Here is a 15,572-nt window from a genome sequence, read left to right on the forward strand (position 1 = left end):
GTTGCCGCTGGCACGGGGGCTAGGCTTGGATTTCCTGATGGGGGTGTGACCCGCTCGGGCCCTTCGCGGCCGGTCGGGGACAAAGAGAAGAGATAAGGAGGGAATGATGAAGGGCTTGACCAATATCCTGGCCGCGGGCGTCGCGCTTGCAGGCCTTGCGATCACCGCACCGGCTCTGGCCGAAGACGGGCCGACGATGGATCAGCTGATGAACGACGCTGCGACGACCGGCGACGTTCTGACCTACGGCATGGGGCCGCAGCAGCAGCGTTTCAGCCCGCTCGAGCAGATCAACACCGAAAACGTCGCGAAGATGGTCCCGGCCTTCGCCGCCTCGCTCGGCGGGGAAAAGCAGCGCGGGCAGGAATCGCAACCGATCGTCTATGACGGGGTGATCTACGTTACCGGCTCCTATTCGCGCCTCTTCGCCTTCGATGCGCGCACCGGCGAGAAGCTGTGGGAATACAACCATCGCCTGCCTGACGGCATCATGCCCTGCTGCGACGTCGTCAACCGCGGTGCGGCGATCCACGGCGACAAGGTGATCTTCGCCACGCTCGATGCGCGGCTCGTCGCGCTCAACCGCAAGACCGGCAAGGTGATCTGGAACAAGATGACCGCCGACTACAAGGCTGGCTATTCCGCCACCGCCGCTCCGATCATCGTGAAGAACCTCGTCATCACCGGCAATTCCGGCGGCGAGTTCGGCGCGGTCGGCGAGGTGCAGGCGCGCAATGTCGACACCGGCGAGATCGTCTGGACCCGGCCCGTGATCGAGGGCCACATGGGCACGCTCAACGGCAAGGACAACGGCATCACCGGCAAGACCAACGCCACCTGGGAAGGCGATCTGTGGAAGACCGGCGGCGGGGCGACCTGGCTTGGCGGGACCTATGACCCCGACACCAACCTCGTCTTCTTCGGCACCGGCAACCCGGCCCCGTGGAACAGCCACCTGCGCCCGGGCGACAACCTCTACACCGCCTCGACCCTCGCAATCGATCCCGATACCGGGGTGATCAAGTGGCACTACCAGACCACTCCGCACGACGGCTGGGACTTCGACGGCGTGAACGAGTTCATCCCCTTCGACGGCGAGTTCAAGGGCAAGAAGATGAAGCTCGGCGCCAAGGCCGACCGCAACGGCTTCTTCTACGTGCTCGACCGCACCAACGGGAAGCTGATGAACGCCACGCCCTTTGTCATGCAGCCGACCTGGGCGAGCAAGATCGACCTCAAAACGGGCCGTCCCGTCTACAACGACGACAACCGCCCCGGCGCGCCGGGCACGGCGGAAAAGGGCAAGTCGGTGTTCGCCGCGCCCTCGTTCCTTGGCGGCAAGAACTGGATGCCGATGGCCTATTCGCCCGACACCGAGATGTTCTACGTCCCCTCGAACGACTGGGGCATGGACATCTGGAACGAGCCGATCGCCTACAAGAAGGGCGCGGCCTATCTGGGCGCGGGCTTCACCATCAAGCCGATTGCCGAGGATCACATCGGCGCGCTGCGCGCCATCGATCCCAAGACCGGCAAGGTCATGTGGGAATACAAGAACAAGGCTCCGCTGTGGGGCGGCGTCCTGACGACCCGCGGCAACCTGGTCTTTACCGGAACGCCTGAGGGCTACCTCAAGGCCTTCGACGCCAAGACCGGCAAGGAGCTGTGGAAGTTCCAGACCGGTTCGGGCGTGGTCGGGTCGCCCGTCACCTGGGAACAGGACGGCGAGCAGTATGTCGCGGTCATGTCCGGCTGGGGCGGCGCGGTGCCTCTGTGGGGCGGCGAGGTCGCCAAGACCTTCAAGGAAATCAGCCAGGGCGGTTCGCTCTGGGTGTTCAAGCTGCCCAAGTGAGGGCAAGCGCAGACGGGGGCGGGGGCCGAGGCTCGCGCCCCCCTCTGTTGCATCCTCTTGCCCCGCCGGGTTCAGGCGATAGAGATATCCCATGACCGAAGCGCCGCCCCTCGAACGCGTTCTGATCGTCGATGATCACGGGCTGATCCGCGACGGCCTCAGCGCCATCCTGCTGTCGAGTTTCCCCGACTGCGCCATCGCCGAGGCCGGCAGCTTCGCCGAGGCGCTGGCGGCGCTCGAGGCGATGCCCGACCCCGACATGGTGCTGCTCGATCTCAACATTCCCGATGCACAGCGCTTCTCCGCGCTGGAACAGTTGCGCGCCGACTTCCCGAGCCTGCCGGTGGTGATGGTGTCGGGCTCCTACGACCGCGTCACGGTGCGCGATGCGCTGGCGGCAGGCGCGGCGGGGTTCCTGCCCAAGACACTCGACCGGGCGACCATCCTCGATGCGATCGGCCAGGTGCTGATGGGCGAGATCTACGCCCCCGGCGAACTGCAGAGCGACCCACTGGCGGACGAGGAGGAGGAGAAGATCCGCAAGCTGATCGACAGCCTCACCCCCCAGCAGCGCGTGGTGCTCGGGCGGCTCGTGGCAGGTCGGCTCAACAAGCAGATCGCCCACGAACTCGACATCTCGATGACGACCGTCAAGGCGCACGTCTCGGCGATCCTGTGCAAGCTCAACGTCTTCAGCCGCACCCAGGCGGTGATCCTCGCCAACCGGGTGAATTTCGAGGGCTAGGGCCCTAGGCCGGGACCGCGAGCTGGCGCAGCAGGGCGCGCAGCTGGGCGGGCTTGATCGGCTTTCCGAGCACCGGCAGGCCCTGCGCCGCAAGGCTCGCGCGGACTTCCTCGCTGCGGTCGGCGGTGACGATCGCGGCGGGCAGATCGCCCTTGTGCATCGCCCGCACCCGCGCCACCGCGATATCGCCGGTAAGCCCGTCCTCGAGGTGATAGTCGGCCAGCATCAGCGACAGCCCGGCTTCGGCCGCGGCGCGCACCTCGGGCCGGTCGGGGCCGACCGCGGTGATCGCCCGGTGCCCCCAGTTCTCCAGCAGCGCGCGCATCCCGGCAAGGATCGCCTCGTCGTTGTCGATCACGAGGATCGCGCCGCTCGCCGGGGCCGTCTTGGCCCCGCGTGCCGCGACCGTGGCCGCTGCGGCCACATCGGCATCGGCGGCCGGCAGCGTCACCGAGAAGGTCGAGCCGCGCCCCGGCGCGGAATCGAGCGCGACCCCGTGGCCCAGCTTGGCGCAGCTGCGCCTCACGATCGCGAGGCCGAGCCCGTGGCCGGGGATCTTGCGCGTCGCCTCGAGCCGGCGGAATTCCTCGAACACCACGCGCTGTTCGCCGGCAGCGATGCCGGGGCCGGTGTCGGTCACCGCCACCGTCACCCGGTCGCCCTCGCGCTGCGCGCTCACGGTGACGCTGCCCGCGGCGGTGTAGCGGATCGCGTTCGATACGAGGTTCTGCAGCACCCGGCGCAGCATCTGCACGTCGCTCGAGACATGGAGCCCCGTTTCGGCGACGCTGAACGCCAGCCCGCGCGAACGCGCGAGCGGGGCGAACTCGATCCGCAGCGCCGACAGCATCCGGTCGAGCGAGATGGTGCGGATCTCTGGCTGGATCGCGCCTGCATCGAGCCGCGATATCTCGAACAGGCTCTCGAGCAGGTCCTCGACCGAATCGAGCGCGATCGAGGCCTGCCCGACCAGCCCGCGCGTGCTCGCCGCCAGCCGCTTCTCGTGCAGCGCCGAGACGAACAGGCGCGCGGCGTTGAGCGGTTGCAGCAGGTCGTGGCTGGCCGCCGCGAGGAAGCGGGTCTTGGACAGGTTCGCCAGCTCCGCCTCGTCCTTGGCCTCGGCGAGCTGACGGTTGACCTCGACCAGTTCGGCGGTGCGCTGCTTGACGGCCCGTTCCAGCGTCTCGGCGACCTCGGTCATGCTCTTCTGGAACCGGATGCGGTCGGTCACGTCGTCGAAGGCGAAGGCCATGCCGCCGCTCGCGAGCGTGACCGAACGGATCACGAAATTACGGCTGCCGAGCATGCAGTCGGTGGAAATCCGCGGGCCCCGGCCCTCGCGCCATTCCACTGCCTGCGGCCGGTCCAGCCGGCAGCGCGAAATGCAGTGCTGCACGAACTGCCCGTGGGTGCCGATCACCGCCATCACGTCGCGGTTGAGGTGCAGCATGTTGGCGAGCTCGTCGTTCCACGCCTGTAGCTGCCCGTTGGGGCCGAACAGGCACGCGCCTTCCGAGAGGGTGTCGAGCGTCGATTGGAGCGCGAGGTTGCGTTCGGCCAGTTCGCGCGCGCGCTGGCGGGCGTCCTCCGCCTTCACGCTGGTGATGTCGGTGTAGATGCTGACCGTGCCACCCTCGCTGGTGCGCAGCTCGTTGATCTGGAGCCAGCGTCCGTCCGACAGGAGCTGGACATGGGCCCCGGCGTTGCGGTGCCGGGCGAGGCGTTCCTGCTTCCAGCGTTCGGGCGCGACCAGCGATCCGACCGCGCTGCCGTTGCCCGCGAGCACATCGACCAGATCGGCGAAGCTCGGGCGTTGCTCGACCAGATCGTGGAATTCGGGCCAGATCGCAAGGAAAGCGGTGTTGCACATCACCAGCCGGTCCTCGGCATCGAACAGGGCGAAGCCGTCGGAGAGGGATTCGATCGCGTCGCGCAGCCGCGCGCGGGCGGCGTCGGCATCGTTGCGGGCGGCCTCGATCTGGGCGTTGATGGTTGCGAGCCGCACCATCGCGTCCTCGAGCTCGTTGGTGCGGCCACGCACCATCGCCTCCAGCGTGATCGCGTTCTCGAACATCGAGAAGGCCCCGCCGTGCAGGTCGCTGGCGCGCTCGACACGGTCCATCAGGGCGGCATTGATCGCCTCGAGCTTGCGCACCTGCTCCTTCAGGCGGGCAATCTCGTCGCTCTCGAGCGTTGCCGTCATCAGCGGCCGATCACCAGGCAGCTGAAGGTCTGGTTGAGATGGGCGGCGCGGAACTGTTCGCCATAGGTGTTGAAGCCCGTCACGCGGTTGGCGGCGTAGATGTCCGAGATCGCGCGGGTGATCTGGCGGGTTTCGGCATCGATGCGGTTGAGCACGCAGTCGAAGCCGAGCACGTGATCGACCTCGCCGAATTCGGCGCGCAGGCGGGCGAAGAAGGCTTCCGTCCGCGCGATCCGGTCGACCGGCTCGCCGACCGAAAGCACGATCCCGCGATCGACCGCGCCGTAGAAGGTGAGGCTGCCGTCGGGGTTGGCGGTCTGGATCGCGCGCACGTGATAGACGCCGCCGGCGCGCACCATCGGCGGATGGGCGGCGAAGAAGGCGGTGTCGAGCTCGGCCCCCGGCGCGCCGGCGAGACGGCGGTATTCGTCGGCGGCGGGCGCGGCGTTGATCTCGTGGACGATGCGCCGCTCGGGATCGGCGGCGGTCACCACCATCTTCGCGGGGCCCGGCTCGTAGAAGCATTCGGAATGGACCTGCATCGGCCGGGCGCTGGTGAGCATGATGATCGCCGCCGTGCCGGATCGGAAGGCGCCGTCGCACAGCACGCCGGTCTCGCTGAACAGCAACCCGTCGCCGCTCGATCCGCCGATCAGTGGGATGTCGCCGAGCGCGTCCTGCACGGTCATGGTGAGCAGCTCCTCGCGGTGCGAGAGGCCGTCGACCAGGAACAGCGCGACCTGGCTCGCATTCTCGCCGAGAACGCGCGCCTCGTGGCGGGCATTGGCCGCGAGGTGGCGGACCTGGCGGCGGGCGTCCTCGGGATCGAAGCTGTCGATGTCCGAGACGTGCAGCACGCGGAAGGTGAAGCCTTCGGCCGGGAAGCCCATGAATAGCAGGCTGTCGGCATCATAGCCGCGCCCGGTGATCTCGCCCGCGCTGGTGCAGCCGGCGAGCGGGATGTGGCCGAGATGCGCTCCGATCGCGGCGGCGAGCGTGTCGCGCGGGTAGGTGCTCGAACAGAAGATCACGCCGCCCGCCAGCGCGCGTCCCTCGATCGCGGCGGCGATCTCGGCGACGGCCCTTTCCGGACACGCGGCGTGCGAACTTGCAACGACAAGACCGCCAGCCGCCGAAGGGCGCGGTGCGTGCAATGGCCTCTCCCAGATCTCCCATGAAGGCCGGGCCTTCATCCCGGTGTCATAATGTTGCAGATTCGCCATAGCGGCAAGCCCTTTCAGCCCCCTTTCGGCGGGTCGCCCGCCGCATCGAGCGCGGCTGCTTCGGCATCGGTGAAGACCCGGCTGCGGGTGACGAAGCGCACGCCTTCGGGTGCCTCGAGGCTCATCCCCGAACCCCGGCCCGGCACGACGTCGATGGTGATCTGGGTGTGGCGCCAGTATTCGAACTGGCGGGCGCCGATCCAAACCGGCGTGTCGCCCGCGAGGTGGCCGAGAAGCACGTCCTGCGCGCCGACCCGGAACTCGCCGCGCACGAAGCACATCGGGGCGGACCCGTCGCAGCAGCCGCCGGACTGGTGGAACATCAGCGGGCCGTGCGCAGCGGCAAGGCGCGCGATCCAGCCTTCGGCCTCGGGCGTGGCGAGGATCCTCGGTGGCAGGGTGTCGTCAGTGGTCATCGGGCATCTCTCCTTCGCCGACAAAGCGGGGCGGACGGCCTTGTGGCCATCCGCCCCGTGGGACGCCGGAACCTGCTCGGGGAGAGAGGTTTGCGGGAGGAGGTCCCGGCCAATCGGATCAGAAGAAGCCCAGCGCCTTGGGGCTGTAGCTCACCAGCAGGTTCTTGGTCTGCTGGTAGTGCTCGAGCATCATCCTGTGGTTTTCGCGCCCGATGCCCGACTGCTTGTAGCCGCCGAAGGCCGCATGGGCGGGGTAGGCGTGGTAGCAGTTGGTCCACACCCGGCCCGCCTCGATCGCGCGGCCGAAGCGGTAGCAGGTGTTGGCATCGCGGCTCCACACCCCGGCGCCGAGGCCGTAGAGGGTGTCGTTGGCGATGGCGAGGGCCTCGGCATCGTCCTTGAAGGTGGTCACCGACAGCACGGGGCCGAAGATTTCCTCCTGGAAGATCCGCATCTTGTTGTGGCCCTCGAGCACGGTCGGCTGGACATAGTAGCCTTCGGCCAGCTCGCCTTCCTGGACGAAGCGTCCGCCGCCGGCGAGCACCTTCGCGCCCTCGCCCTTGCCGATCTCGATGTAGCTCAGGATCTTCTCGAGCTGGTCGTTCGAGGCCTGCGCGCCGATCATGGTCGCGGCATCGAGCGGGCTGCCCATCTTGATCGCGTTCACGCGGGCCAGCGCCTTTTCCATGAAGCGGTCGTAGATCGATTCGTGGATCAGCGCGCGGCTCGGGCAGGTGCAGACCTCGCCCTGGTTGAGCGCGAACATCGCGAAGCCTTCGAGAGCCTTGTCGAGATAGTCGTCATCCTCGCGCATCACGTCGGCGAAGAAGATGTTGGGGCTCTTGCCGCCGAGTTCGAGCGTGCAGGGGATGAGGTTCTCGGACGCATACTGCATGATCAGCCGGCCGGTGGTGGTTTCCCCCGTGAAGGCGATCTTGGCGATCCGCGGGCTGGTGGCGAGCGGCTTGCCCGCCTCGATGCCGAAGCCATTGACGACGTTGACGACGCCTTCGGGCAGGAGGTCGGCGATCACTTCCATCAGCACCATGATGCTCATGGGGGTCTGTTCGGCGGGTTTGAGCACCACGCAGTTGCCGGCGGCCAGCGCCGGGGCCAGCTTCCACACCGCCATCAGCAGCGGGAAGTTCCAGGGGATGATCTGGCCGACCACGCCGAGCGGCTCGTGGAAGTGGTAGGCGATGGTGTCGTGATCGATCTCCGAAATGCCGCCTTCCTGCGCGCGCAGGCACCCGGCGAAATAGCGGAAGTGATCGACCGCCAGCGGCAGGTCCGCCGCGGTGGTCTCGCGGATCGGCTTGCCATTGTCGATCGTCTCGACCAGCGCGAGCATGTCGAGATTGTCCTCGATGCGCTGGGCGATGCGGTTGAGAATGTTCGACCGCTCGGTGGTCGAGGTGCGGCCCCACGCGGCCTTGGCCTTGTGCGCGGCATCGAGCGCGAGTTCGATATCCTCGGCGCTGCCGCGGGCGACCTGGCACACGCGCTTGCCGTTCACCGGCGAGATGTTGTCGAAATACTGGCCCTTGACCGGCGCCACCCAGCGGCCGCCGATGAAGTTGTCGTACTTGCCCTTGATCAGGGACTTGCCTTCGAAATTGCTCAGGGCCTGTTCCAGCATGGTGCTTCTCCTCTCGCCGCAGGTTGTCGTGAGCGGAGTGTGCGCCTGTCGCGGGGACGGGCCAATTGTACCTTAGGCCGAGACGCGCGCCGCGCCGGTCTCGGCACCGGAACGGCAAGGGCCCCGCGCCGGACGGGCGCGGGGCCTTTCCTGATGCGCCGAGGCCTTGCGGGTCAGACGACGCCGAAGGCCAGCATCGCGTCTGCGACCTTCTTGAAGCCGGCGATATTCGCTCCCTTCACGTAGTCGATATAGCCGCCGCCCTGATCGCCGTAACGGATGCAGGAATTGTGGATGCCCGACATGATGTCCTTGAGCATCTGCTGGAGTTCCTCCTCCTTCCACGAGCGGCGCTCCGAGTTCTGGCTCATCTCGAGGCCCGAGACCGCGACCCCGCCCGCGTTCGATGCCTTGCCGGGGGCGTAGAGGATCTTCGCCGCCTTGAAGGTGTGCACCCCGTCGAGGTCGGTCGGCATGTTCGCGCCCTCGCTGACCGCGCGGCAGCCGTTCGCCACGAGCGTCTTGGCGTCCTCGCCGAGCAGCTCGTTCTGCGTTGCGCAGGGCAGGGCGACGTCGCAGGGCACGCCCCACGGGGTCTTGCCCGCATGGAAGGTCGCCTTGGGGAAGGCCTCGACATATTCCTCGATCCGGCCGCGGCGATGGGTCTTGTGGGTCTTCACCCAGTCGATCTTCTCCTGATCGATGCCGTCCGGATCATGGATGAACCCCCCGCTGTCGGACAGGGTCAGGACCTTGCCACCCAGCTGCACGATCTTCTCCGCCGCATGGGTCGCGACATTGCCCGAGCCCGAGATGACCGCAGTCTTGCCCTCGAGGTTCTCGCCCTTGGTGGCGAGCATGTTCTCGAGGAAATAGACCGCGCCGTAGCCGGTCGCCTCGGTGCGGATCAGCGAGCCGCCCCATTCGAGGCCCTTGCCGGTCAGCACGCCGGTGAAGTTGTTGGTAATGCGCTTGTACTGGCCGAACATGAAGCCGATCTCGCGCCCGCCCACGCCGATGTCGCCCGCCGGCACGTCGATGTCGGCGCCGATGTGGCGGTAGAGTTCGGTCATGAAGGACTGGCAGAAGCGCATGATCTCGCGCACGCTCTTGCCCTTGGGGTTGAAGTTGGAGCCGCCCTTGCCGCCGCCCATCGGCAGGCCGGTGAGCGCGTTCTTGAAGGTCTGCTCGAAGGCGAGGAACTTCAGCACGCTCTCGGTGACGGAGGGGTGGAAGCGGATGCCGCCCTTGTAGGGCCCGATCGCGTTGTTGTTCTGGACGCGCCAGCCGCGCTGGACGCGGATGTTGCCGGCATCGTCCTCCCAGCACACGCGGAAGCTCACCACCCGGTCGGGCTCGGCGATGCGGCGGAGGATCTGCTGGGAGTGATACTCCTCCTTGTCCTCCATGAATTCGAAGATGTCCTCGGCCACTTCCTGGACCGCCTGGACGAATTCCGGCTGGTGCGGATTGCGCTTCTTCACGCCCTCCATGAAGCCGTTCAGGTCGACGTGATCGGTGACTGCCATGTTCATTCCCCCCCTTTTTGCCGATGTATGCGCCCGATAGAGACTCCGCTTGTCTGTTTGCGGCATTTTATCCGCCCAAAGCGGACCTCTGGCAAGCACCAACAGGGAAGGGGGAGGGCGGTCAGATCGCCGAGGAGAAGCGGCGGGGGGTCAGGGCGCGGTAGCTGTCGAACAGGGCGGCGATCACCCGGGCATAGGGCAGCCCGCCTGGCAGGATCGCGAGCCGATCTCCCGAAAGGGCGGCGAGCCCTGCGGCCGTGAAGGGGGCGAGCCGCTCGGCCGCCCCAGCCAGCAGGTCGGCGGGCACCGCCGCTTCGCCCCGGCACAGCAGCGCCTCGATCACCTCGCCCCGGCGCCGGTCCTCGGCCGAGCGGACGATCCCGTGCGAGGCGGACAGGCGCCCCTCGCCCGAAAGCTGGCGATAGCGACCGGTGTGCTTCTCGTTCTGGGCCAGCAGACCCGCAAAGCCGCTGATGGCGGTCGATCCGAGGCCGATCAGCGCCTCGGCCTGATCGTCGGTGAAGCCCTGGAAATTGCGACGCAGCGTGCCGTTGCGCACCGCGCGCGCCATCGAATCCTGCGGCAGGGCAAAGTGGTCGAAGCCGATCGCGTCGTAGCCCGCTCCGGTGAGGATCCGGTGCGCCTCGCTCGCCATGATGAAGCGCGCCGCCGCGCCGGGCAGGGCGTTCTCGGGGATCATCGTCTGGCGCGGCACGAGGTGGGGCACATGGGCATAGCCGAACACCGCGATCCGATCCGCCCCGAGCTTGCGGGTCATCTCGAGGCTGTCCTCGAGATCCGCCTCGCTCTGGTGGGGAAGGCCATACATCAGGTCGAAATTGAGCGAGGTGACGCCCGCGCTGCGCAGCCAGTCGACGCTGCGGCAGATCATCGTGAGCGATTGCTCGCGCCCGATCGCCTTCTGGCAATGGGCGGCGAAGGTCTGCACGCCCATGCTCGCCCGCGTGACGCCGACCGCGCCGAGCACGTGGCTCCACTCGGCGGTGAGGCTGCGCGGATCGAGCTCGATCGACCATTCGGGCGCGGCGAGCGGCATGTGGGCGTGGAGCGCATCGACCAGCGCCAGGAACTCGCCGGTCAGGATCGCATTGGGGCTGCCCCCGCCGAAAGCGATGCGCCGCACCCGCGCCGACGGCGGCAGCAGGCTGCCGACCGTGGCGATTTCCTGGTGCAGCGCGTCAAGGTAGTGCTCGACCCGCGCGCGCTTGCCGGATGCGCCGGTGTTGCAGCCGCAATAGTAGCAGATCTGCTCGCAGAAGGGGATGTGGAGGTAGAGCGAGACATCGCCTTCCGTCTCGGCCACCGCGCGCTCGATGGTGCCGTCCTCGAGCGGGCCGAAATCGGCCGCGGTGGGGTAACTGGTATAGCGCGGCACGGGGGTCGCGAGCAGCTCGGGAATATATGACCACATCTTCTTGCGCTCCTCGCGGCGCTGGTCCGCGGATCGCGCCAGCCATCCTCGACTTGACGCGCCAGTGGTCAGGCGTCTTTGCGCGAGATCAATTTGTCCGGTTCGGGCGCTTTTGTTCGTCCTTCTGGCGGCAGGTGCCCGCATGGCAGGCCTTGGGGTGGCAATCGCGCTCCCCGGCGGGGGCGTCGCCGTCGCCGACCGGAATGGCGATGGTGCCGCCGTTGCACAGCTTCGCGGTGATCGTCGCCGCCTGCGCAGGAAGCGGGCCGATCATCACCGGCACCAGCGCGAGCGCGGCGAACAGCGGGGATAGGGCGCGGATGGGGGTCACGCGGGCTCGTCCCCCGGCACGTCGTCGTCGATAAGGATGCGGTTGGCCGCGCCGTCCATGTCGTCGTACTGGCCCTCGCGCATCGACCACAGGAAGGCGGCGAGCCCGAGCAGGCCCATGCCGAGCGCGATGGGGATGAGAAAGGCAAGGCCGGTCACGGATTGGCACTCCGGGCAAGACGCAGGGAATTGGCGACCACCACCAGCGAGCTCACCGACATGGCGATGGCGGCGACCAGCGGCGTGACGAGGCCCATCAGCGCCAGCGGCACGGCGAGGAAGTTGTAGAGGATCGAGAAGCCGAAGTTCTCGCGCACGATCCGCATCGTGCGGCGGGCAACGCGCACCGCCAGGGCGACGGGCATCAGCCTATCGCCGATGAAGACGGCATCGGCCGCCTGCTGGCTGGCGTCGGACGCGGTGCCCGGTGCGATCGAGGCATGGGCGGCGGCGAGGGCGGGGCCATCATTGAGGCCGTCGCCGACCATCAGCGGGCGGTGCCCTTGCGCCTTCAGGCCCTCGAGCGCGGCCAGCTTTGCCTGCGGGCTCGCCTCGGCCTCGGCCGATAGGCCGAGCGCGGCCGCCACTGCCGCGACCGGCGCGGCGCGGTCGCCCGAAAGGATGCTGGCGGCAAGGCCCTCGCGGGCGAGGGCGGCGAGCGCCTCGGGCGCATCGGGGCGCAGAGGATCGGAGAAGGGGATGATCTGGAGCCGCTCGCCGATCCGCAGGCAGGTTGCGAGCAGCGGGCCTTCCGAGGAACCCTCGGGCACGGGGCCCTCGGACTTCTCGAGCGCCACCGTGAGGCCTTGCCAGCGTCCGGTGAGGCCCTGCCCGCCGGTCTCGCGCACGTCGTCGACGGCGGCGGGGGTCACGCCCTCGCGCGTCAGGGCGGCGGCAAGGCCGCGGCTCAGGGGATGGCGGCTGGTCTGGGCGAGGGCGAGCGCGATGCTGCGCGCCTGCGGGTCGAGCTTGCTTACGTCCGCGCGCGGTTCGCCGAGGGTCAGTGTGCCGGTCTTGTCGAGCAGCGCCACATCGCATTCGGCGAGGCGTTCGAGCGCGCTCCCGTCCTTGACCAGCAGCCCGCGCCGCAGCAGCGCGCCCGAGGCGACAACCTGCGCGGCCGGGACCGCGAGACCCATCGCGCAGGGGCAGGTGATGATCAGCACGGCGATGGCGATGGTCAGCGAGGTGTGCCACCCCGCGCCCGCGATCATCCACCCGGCAAAGGCGACGAGGGCCAGCGTATGCACAACCGGCGCATAGAGGCGGCTGGCGCGGTCGGCGATACGGACGTAGTGGCTGCGCGATTGCCCCGCTTCGTCCATCAGCCGCGCGATCTCGGCGATGGCGGTGTCCTCGGCGACGCGGGTGAGGCGGACGCGCAGCGCCGCGCCGAGGTTGATCGCCCCGGCATGGACCGGCGCGCCCGGCTCGACCGGCTCGGGCGCGCTCTCGCCGGTGAGCATAGCATTGTCGAGCGCGCTGGTGCCCTCGATCACCTCGCCATCGGCGGCGAGCGCCTCTCCGGCCGCGACCAGCACCAGCATCCCGGGCTCGAGATCCTTGGCGGCGACGCGGCGGGTGGTGCCGTCGGGCGCGATGACGCTGGCGCTCTTGCCCATGCGGCCGAGGAGCGCGCCGATGCCCGCGCGGGTGCGGGTGCGCATCTCGGCGTCCAGAGCGCGGCCGGCGAGCAGGAAGAACAGCAGCATCACGGCGCTGTCGAAGAAGGCGTGCTCCCCGCCGGTCACGGTCTCGTAGAGGCTGAGGCAGGTCGCCAGGATCACCCCGATCGAGATCGGCACATCCATGTTGGTGCGGCGGTGGCTCAATGCCATCCACGCGCTCGCGAAGAAGGGTCTGCCGGAATAGGCGACCACCGGCAGGGCGATCAGCGCCGAGAGCCAGTGGAACAGCTCGCGCGTCGCCCCGTCCGCGCCCGACCAGACGCTGACCGAGAGCAGCATGATGTTCATCATGCCGAAGCCCGCCACCCCCAGCGCGCGATTGAGCGCCTTGCGTTCCTTGCCCTCGTCGCCGAGCGGGTTGTCGGCGACCGGCTGGGATTCGAACCCGAGGGCCAGAAGGGCGGCGGTCAGCGCGCCTTCGTCCAATGCCGGATCGTGGCGGATCGCGACACGCTTGGCCGAGAAATTGGCCCGCGCGGCGGCGATGCCGACAGTCTTGGGCAGCTCGCGCTCGATCTTGCCTATGCACCCGGCACACTTCATGCCGGGCACGGTCAGGCGCGTGGTGACGAGGCCTGCCTCGTCGATGCCGGGGGAGATGGCGGCAGGCGCGTTCACCGGATTTCCGCCTCCCCGGCCCAGGCCTGATCGCCTGCGCGGATCGCCATGCGAACCTGCCAGCGGCCCGGTGCGAGCGCCTTGTCCGAGACCCAGCGGCCACCGCCCGCAGGCGCGAAGGCGAGCGGCGTGTCATCGCGCGTGCCGAGCGGGCGTTCGGCGGTGGCGGAGAGGGTGGCTTCGGCGGGAACCATCAGCGTCTCGATCACCACCCGCCCGTCCGCGCGGCGGTGCGGGACCGCCTGCCAGCCGAGGGCCTTCGAGGCCTCGGCCTTCGCGATCCATCCGTTGTATTTCTGGCTCGCGACATAGGAATTGTCGACCACCGTGCCGTGGAAGCTGCCGATCGCGCGGGTCGCCATGAACAGGTTGACCGCGATCACCACCGCGAAGCCGCCGACGAAGATCGCCGCCATGTGCCTGCCGGTGAAGGTTCCGGATTTGCTCGTCATCATTCGTTCCCCGGCATCGCGAAGGTGGTCTCGGCCAGATCGGTCTCGCGCTGTTCGTCGAGGCTGGTGAGGCGGAAGGTGAAGTGTTCGGCGCGTTCGCCCTCCGGCAGCAGCACGTAGGCGCGCAGCACCTTGGTGGCGTTGGCGTCGACGGTGAGAACCTGCGTCGGCGCGGCGTTTTCGAGGCTGACGCTCTCGGTCCACATCACCGCGCCCGCGGGCAGGCCGACCAGCGCCACTTCCATGTCGCGCGGGCGGGCCTCCATGTTGCGCAGGCGCAGGGTGTAGGCATTCCTGACCGAGCCGTCCTTCAGCAGCATGAAGGGCGGGTTGCGGTCGGGCGAGACCGTGAGGTCGGTGTGGGTGCGGGTGCCGAGCGCGAAGAGGAGCCCCGCGCCGAGCCCGCCCCAGACGCCGAAATAGATGAGGGTGCGCGGGCGCAGCAGGGCCTTCCAAGCAGGGGTCGCAGGGGCTCCGGCGGCCTCGGCCTTGCACTGGTCGAGCGTGGCGTAGTCGATCAGGCCCCGCGGGCGCCCGACCTCCTTCATCACCCTGTCGCAGGCGTCGATGCAGAGGCCGCAGGTGATGCAGCCGATCTGCTGGCCCTCGCGGATGTCGACGCCGGTGGGGCACACCGCGACGCACATGTTGCAGTCGATGCAGTCGCCATATTGGTCGGGGTTCTTCGCCGCCTTCTTGAGGCTGCCGCGCTGCTCGCCGCGCCAGTCCTTGTAGGTGACGATCAGCGACTTCTCGTCGAGCATCGCGGTCTGGATGCGCGGCCAGGGGCACATGTAGATGCACACCTGCTCGCGCATGAAGCCGCCGAGCCAGAAGGTGGTGCCGGTGAGGATCGCGACCGTGGCGTAGGCGACTGGCGCGGCTTCGCCGGTCCAGAAGTCGCGGGTGAGGGTCGGCGCGTCGGCGAAGTACATGATCCACGCCCCGCCGGTCCAGAAGGCGATGGCGAGATAGACTGCCCATTTGGCACCACGGCGGGCGATCTTGGCGGGCGTCCATGGGGCCTTGTCGAGGCGGATACGGGCGTTGCGGTCCCCGTCGAAGAAGCGGTCGACGTGCTGGAAGACGTCGGTCCACACCGTCTGCGGGCAGGCATAGCCGCACCACGCGCGGCCCACCGCGGAGGTGACGAGGAACAGGCCGATCCCGGCCATGATGAGGAGGCCTGCGACGAAATAGAACTCGTGCGGCCAGATCTCGATGTCGAACATGTAGAAGCGGCGGTTGGCCAGATCGACCAGCACCGCCTGATCGGGGGCATAGGGGCCCCGGTCCCAACGCAGCCAGGGGGTCGCGTAGTAGATGGTGAGGGTGATCGCCATCACCGCCCACTTGAAGCGCCGGAAGGGCCCGTCGATCCGCCGGTTGTGGACCGTCTTGCCCTTCTCGTAGAGCGCGCTGCCCATGAAGCCCACGTCCTCCGC

Annotated in this window: 13 protein-coding genes; 2 read left to right on the forward strand and 11 right to left on the reverse strand. The window is 68.4% G+C overall.

Translation table 11 applies throughout. The annotated features are described in order from the left end of the window. Nucleotides 1–106 precede the first annotated feature (106 nt). Together CBR61_RS06045 and CBR61_RS06050 are read left to right on the forward strand one after the other, a co-directional pair. Nucleotides 107–1,852 carry a methanol/ethanol family PQQ-dependent dehydrogenase gene (locus CBR61_RS06045; RefSeq protein ID WP_088915487.1) on the forward strand — a complete coding sequence of 582 codons (1,746 nt, stop codon included), beginning with the start codon at nt 107–109 and terminating at the stop codon, nt 1,850–1,852. A gap of 91 nt (nt 1,853–1,943) precedes the next feature. Then, nucleotides 1,944–2,597 carry a response regulator gene (locus CBR61_RS06050; protein ID WP_088913551.1) on the forward strand — a complete coding sequence of 218 codons (654 nt, stop codon included), beginning with the start codon at nt 1,944–1,946 and terminating at the stop codon, nt 2,595–2,597. Between the two features lie 4 nt (nt 2,598–2,601). On the opposite strand, the gene CBR61_RS06055 is transcribed toward CBR61_RS06050, so the two are convergent. The 11 genes from CBR61_RS06055 to ccoG all read right to left on the reverse strand — a co-directional run bounded on the left by CBR61_RS06055 (nt 2,602) and on the right by ccoG (nt 15,554). Beyond that, on the reverse strand, nt 2,602–4,800 hold the full coding sequence (locus tag CBR61_RS06055; RefSeq protein ID WP_088913552.1) for an ATP-binding protein: 2,199 nt from the start codon (nt 4,798–4,800) through the stop codon (nt 2,602–2,604). Continuing rightward, a complete protein-coding gene (locus CBR61_RS06060; protein WP_233996883.1) occupies nt 4,800–6,023 on the reverse strand; it encodes an FIST N-terminal domain-containing protein in 1,224 nt (407 codons plus the stop codon). The genes CBR61_RS06055 and CBR61_RS06060 overlap by 1 nt, the downstream gene beginning before the upstream one ends. A gap of 14 nt (nt 6,024–6,037) precedes the next feature. After that, nucleotides 6,038–6,439: a DUF779 domain-containing protein gene (locus CBR61_RS06065; RefSeq protein ID WP_088913553.1), complete on the reverse strand. Its 402-nt coding sequence runs from the start codon at nt 6,437–6,439 to the stop codon at nt 6,038–6,040. A gap of 118 nt (nt 6,440–6,557) precedes the next feature. Next, nucleotides 6,558–8,078 carry an aldehyde dehydrogenase gene (gene adh / locus CBR61_RS06070; protein WP_088913554.1) on the reverse strand — a complete coding sequence of 507 codons (1,521 nt, stop codon included), beginning with the start codon at nt 8,076–8,078 and terminating at the stop codon, nt 6,558–6,560. A 173-nt stretch (nt 8,079–8,251) separates the two neighbouring features. Beyond that, entirely contained in the window at nt 8,252–9,607 is a 1,356-nt protein-coding gene (gdhA, locus tag CBR61_RS06075; RefSeq protein ID WP_088915489.1) for an NADP-specific glutamate dehydrogenase, read from the reverse strand. A 121-nt stretch (nt 9,608–9,728) separates the two neighbouring features. Next, on the reverse strand, nt 9,729–11,039 hold the full coding sequence (hemN, locus tag CBR61_RS06080) for an oxygen-independent coproporphyrinogen III oxidase (RefSeq protein WP_088913555.1): 1,311 nt from the start codon (nt 11,037–11,039) through the stop codon (nt 9,729–9,731). Between the two features lie 88 nt (nt 11,040–11,127). Continuing rightward, complete coding sequence (locus tag CBR61_RS06085; RefSeq protein ID WP_233996884.1) at nt 11,128–11,370, reverse strand: hypothetical protein; 243 nt, start codon at nt 11,368–11,370, stop codon at nt 11,128–11,130. Next, on the reverse strand, nt 11,367–11,528 hold the full coding sequence (gene ccoS / locus CBR61_RS06090) for a cbb3-type cytochrome oxidase assembly protein CcoS (protein ID WP_088913556.1): 162 nt from the start codon (nt 11,526–11,528) through the stop codon (nt 11,367–11,369). Before ccoS ends, CBR61_RS06085 begins: the two co-directional genes overlap by 4 nt. Beyond that, nucleotides 11,525–13,675 carry a heavy metal translocating P-type ATPase gene (locus tag CBR61_RS06095; RefSeq protein WP_267890708.1) on the reverse strand — a complete coding sequence of 717 codons (2,151 nt, stop codon included), beginning with the start codon at nt 13,673–13,675 and terminating at the stop codon, nt 11,525–11,527. The genes ccoS and CBR61_RS06095 overlap by 4 nt, the downstream gene beginning before the upstream one ends. Next, complete coding sequence (locus tag CBR61_RS06100) at nt 13,672–14,127, reverse strand: FixH family protein (RefSeq protein ID WP_088915492.1); 456 nt, start codon at nt 14,125–14,127, stop codon at nt 13,672–13,674. Before CBR61_RS06100 ends, CBR61_RS06095 begins: the two co-directional genes overlap by 4 nt. Then, nucleotides 14,127–15,554, reverse strand: a complete 1,428-nt coding sequence (ccoG, locus tag CBR61_RS06105) for a cytochrome c oxidase accessory protein CcoG (protein ID WP_088915493.1) — start codon at nt 15,552–15,554, stop codon at nt 14,127–14,129. The genes CBR61_RS06100 and ccoG overlap by 1 nt, the downstream gene beginning before the upstream one ends. Nucleotides 15,555–15,572 lie beyond the last annotated feature (18 nt).

The sequence above is a fragment of the Porphyrobacter sp. CACIAM 03H1 genome (assembly GCF_002215495.1).
Classification (GTDB): domain Bacteria; phylum Pseudomonadota; class Alphaproteobacteria; order Sphingomonadales; family Sphingomonadaceae; genus Erythrobacter.

Excerpts from the sequence above, each read along its gene's own strand:
- hemN (WP_088913555.1), bottom strand. The coding sequence starts at position 11,039 with ATGTGGTCATATATTCCCGAGCTGCTCGCGACCCCCGTGCCGCGCTAT.
- gdhA (WP_088915489.1), bottom strand. The coding sequence starts at position 9,607 with ATGGCAGTCACCGATCACGTCGACCTGAACGGCTTCATGGAGGGCGTG.
- CBR61_RS06060 (WP_233996883.1), bottom strand. The coding sequence starts at position 6,023 with ATGGCGAATCTGCAACATTATGACACCGGGATGAAGGCCCGGCCTTCA.
- CBR61_RS06050 (WP_088913551.1), top strand. The coding sequence starts at position 1,944 with ATGACCGAAGCGCCGCCCCTCGAACGCGTTCTGATCGTCGATGATCAC.
- ccoG (WP_088915493.1), bottom strand. The coding sequence starts at position 15,554 with ATGGGCAGCGCGCTCTACGAGAAGGGCAAGACGGTCCACAACCGGCGG.
- adh (WP_088913554.1), bottom strand. The coding sequence starts at position 8,078 with ATGCTGGAACAGGCCCTGAGCAATTTCGAAGGCAAGTCCCTGATCAAG.
- CBR61_RS06055 (WP_088913552.1), bottom strand. The coding sequence starts at position 4,800 with ATGACGGCAACGCTCGAGAGCGACGAGATTGCCCGCCTGAAGGAGCAG.
- CBR61_RS06100 (WP_088915492.1), bottom strand. The coding sequence starts at position 14,127 with ATGACGAGCAAATCCGGAACCTTCACCGGCAGGCACATGGCGGCGATC.
- CBR61_RS06065 (WP_088913553.1), bottom strand. The coding sequence starts at position 6,439 with ATGACCACTGACGACACCCTGCCACCGAGGATCCTCGCCACGCCCGAG.
- CBR61_RS06045 (WP_088915487.1), top strand. The coding sequence starts at position 107 with ATGAAGGGCTTGACCAATATCCTGGCCGCGGGCGTCGCGCTTGCAGGC.